We start from the raw sequence: 2,766 nt of genomic DNA, 5'->3' as shown, positions 1-2,766 counted from the left end.
CCGATCAGCACGGTGGGTTTTGGCAATAACGGGCTTGCGAAAGCCAACTTGCACGGGGCGAATGATCAAAAAGTGCTCGCTGGCGGTGATAGGGAAAGTGTCGGCGCCGGCTTCACGGATTCAGGAGAATGGTTACAGAGAATGCATCAAAACAGGGCGCTGGTCCGGGCCGGTGACAGGTTCTGGGGCGCTAGGTGTTGCGGTCGTTTTTCGGGGGCAAGCTCAGAATGCGCCGATTTGTCTCTATAATTATGATAAACAAGAATAAATAAGATGTGGCAGGAATTTTGCTAAATCATATTTGGAGCAATGAAACCCAACCGAAGGTATCCATTATGAAGAAGCAGTTTTTCACCAAATCAGGTTTTATCAGTATCACTTTGCTTGCAGCACTTCAGGCTGCGCCCGCCATTGTTAGCGCTGACGTCAGCTCAAATGTGAGCGCCAGCAGCAACTATCTGTTCCGGGGCGTCACCCAGACAGACGGGGCTGCGGCTGTCCAGGGAGGGTTGGATTATGAGCATGCGTCGGGCTTCTACGCCGGTGGTTGGGGTTCCAATGTCGATTTTGGTGACGGCACCAGCTATGAGCTTGATCTTTATGCCGGATTCTCCGGCTCTGTGGAAGAACTGGGTTATGACGTTGGGTACATTTATTATGCGTATCCTGACGCGCCGGGCTCCATCGACTTCGGCGAACTGTACGGCGAGATCAGTTATGGCATTGCGGCCATCGGCCTGGCCTACACGATCAACAGCGACACCAGTGGTGATGGGGTGTTCGTGCAGGGGGATGCCTATTACTACGCCTCTGTTGGGGTGCCTCTGGAGGACAGCTACAGTGCCGGTGTGACGCTTGGCTATTACGACTTCGCTGATGACGGCAAGGCTTCTGTCGGCGAGGCAAGTTATTCACACGTCGCCGCCAACGTTACAAAGGATGCGGGAAACTTCGGTTCTTTCAGTGTTAACGTGGAGTACGCGGACATTGAGTCAACCGACGCGCTTGGCTCTGTCAACTCGGATGATCCGAAGTTCTGGCTGGGTTGGAGCAGGAGTTTCTGATCGGCCAAGTGATCACAAGCAATTCAGATCCAGAATAAAAAGCCGGCCCAAATGACGGGCCGGTTTTTATTTATCATGCAAGAACCCACCATCGTGCGCCTGCCTTGACGCCCGGTGACTCGACATCCTCGCCCTTACCTCTGCCCCCCCCTGCCGCCAAAGCTCATTTCTTATCCGGTGCCTGAATTTCAAACTGTATTAAAGGTTTGTCTGTAAGGTCGTTCCAGATTCCCACGCAAAAATGCTGACTCACTGACCTCAGTCAAACAGCCAGGATGATACTGAATGAACAAACGATTGTTGTTGTGCGCGATGATAGTTCCGGGGTAAGCGTTCATTCCACGACGTTCTGCCACCCTGCTGAAAATCGCCCTACAGTAACCTCACACTTTCCAACACGAGGTTACCCCCATGAGAAAGCACCGCACACCCGAACAGTGGCAGGCTCTGGTCAATCAGCAGCGTGACAGTGGTCTGTCAGCTTCGAAGTTCTGCAAACAAGAGAACATCGGCTACGCCAGTTTCTGTAACTGGCGCAAGCGCCTGTCCGATCAGGCGGCCGGTGACTCAGCGGATTCCGGCGAAGCCGGTTTTCTGGACCTGTCCTCTCTGATGGGTGCGGCGCAGTCCGGCCCAGGCTGGAACATTGTGCTGAGCCTGGGCAACGGCGTCGAACTGCGGCTGAGCCAGAACGGATGATCGGGCTCGATAGCCAGGCGCGCATCTGGCTGTGCACCGAGCCCACCGACATGCGCAAATCGTTCCGGGGCCTGAGCGCCCTGGTTCGGAATCAATTGAAGCACGACCCCCTCAGCGGTCAGTATTTTGTCTTCGTCAATCGCCGTAAGACCCAGATGAAGATGCTCTACTTTACCGCCACCGGTTACTGTCTGTGGGCCAAGCGCCTGGAGCAGGGCCAGTTCCGGGTGCCGTTATCCGCCTCCGGTCAGCGAACCCTGACCCTGACGGATTTGCAGCTGCTGATTGACGGCATTGAGGTGCAGAAATACCGCCAGTTCAAGCGTTTTCGAGGGGTATAGAAGACAGAGTTCCGGTATAATATCGGCCATGAATTCAACGGCTTCAGCTTCTTCTCCCGGTACACTTTCCTCCTCGGCTCTGGCCGAGGAGAATGCACTGTTGCGGGAGCAGGTCCAGATCCTGCAGCGCCAGTTGGACTGGTTCAAGAAGCAGCTGTTCGGCCCCAAATCCGAGAAGCAGGTGGTCGATCTGCCCGGGCAGGACAGCTTGTTCCAGCCAGAGGAGGCACCGCGACCGGAACAGCCTGCCGATGAAGAAAAACGCACTATTAAGGCTTACCAGCGCGGCACCGGCAAGAAGCAGCGGGACGACGATTGTCTGAACGACACTGGCCTGCGCTTTACTGCCGGGGTGCCGGTGGAAGTCATTGAACACCTGCCACCGGAGCTGACCGGTCCGGACGCCGACCAGTACGACATCATTGGCACTAAAACGACTTATCGCCTGGCCCAGCGCGCCTCCAGCTATGTGGTGCTCAAATGCGAACGCCCGGTGTTCCGTCGTAAGGGCACTGACTCAAAACCTGTGACGACGCCAGCCCCGTTCAACGTGCTGGACAACAGCCTGGCCGATGTCAGCCTGCTGGCCGGGTTGCTGGTGGACAAGTTCCAGTTCCACCTGCCGCTGTATCGCCAGCACCAGCGCATTCAACAAGCGGGTA

4 protein-coding genes and 1 pseudogene are annotated in these 2,766 nt (G+C 55.8%); all 5 read left to right on the top strand.

The features are described from left to right. Positions 1-249: hypothetical protein (locus NH344_RS18045; RefSeq protein ID WP_253028279.1), on the top strand; the 249-nt coding region annotated here is incomplete at its 5' end. A gap of 86 nt (positions 250-335) precedes the next feature. Then, positions 336-1,064 carry a TorF family putative porin gene (locus NH344_RS18040; protein WP_035566949.1) on the top strand — a complete coding sequence of 243 codons (729 nt, stop codon included), beginning with the start codon at positions 336-338 and terminating at the stop codon, positions 1,062-1,064. Positions 1,065-1,475: 411 nt separating this feature from the next. Beyond that, positions 1,476-1,763: a hypothetical protein gene (locus NH344_RS18035; protein ID WP_016915086.1), complete on the top strand. Its 288-nt coding sequence runs from the start codon at positions 1,476-1,478 to the stop codon at positions 1,761-1,763. Beyond that, positions 1,760-2,104 carry an IS66 family insertion sequence element accessory protein TnpB gene (tnpB, locus tag NH344_RS18030; RefSeq protein ID WP_044630870.1) on the top strand — a complete coding sequence of 115 codons (345 nt, stop codon included), beginning with the start codon at positions 1,760-1,762 and terminating at the stop codon, positions 2,102-2,104. Before NH344_RS18035 ends, tnpB begins: the two co-directional genes overlap by 4 nt. Positions 2,105-2,132: 28 nt before the next feature. Then, positions 2,133-2,766, top strand: a pseudogene (locus NH344_RS18025) (IS66 family transposase); the annotation flags it as partial.

Origin of the sequence: Halomonas sp. Ps84H-12 (assembly GCF_024124725.1) — a bacterium.
GTDB lineage: Bacteria > Pseudomonadota > Gammaproteobacteria > Pseudomonadales > Halomonadaceae > Vreelandella > Vreelandella aquamarina.
The sequence above is the reverse complement of the archived record's forward strand: the minus strand, read 5'-3'. Positions and strand labels throughout refer to the sequence as shown.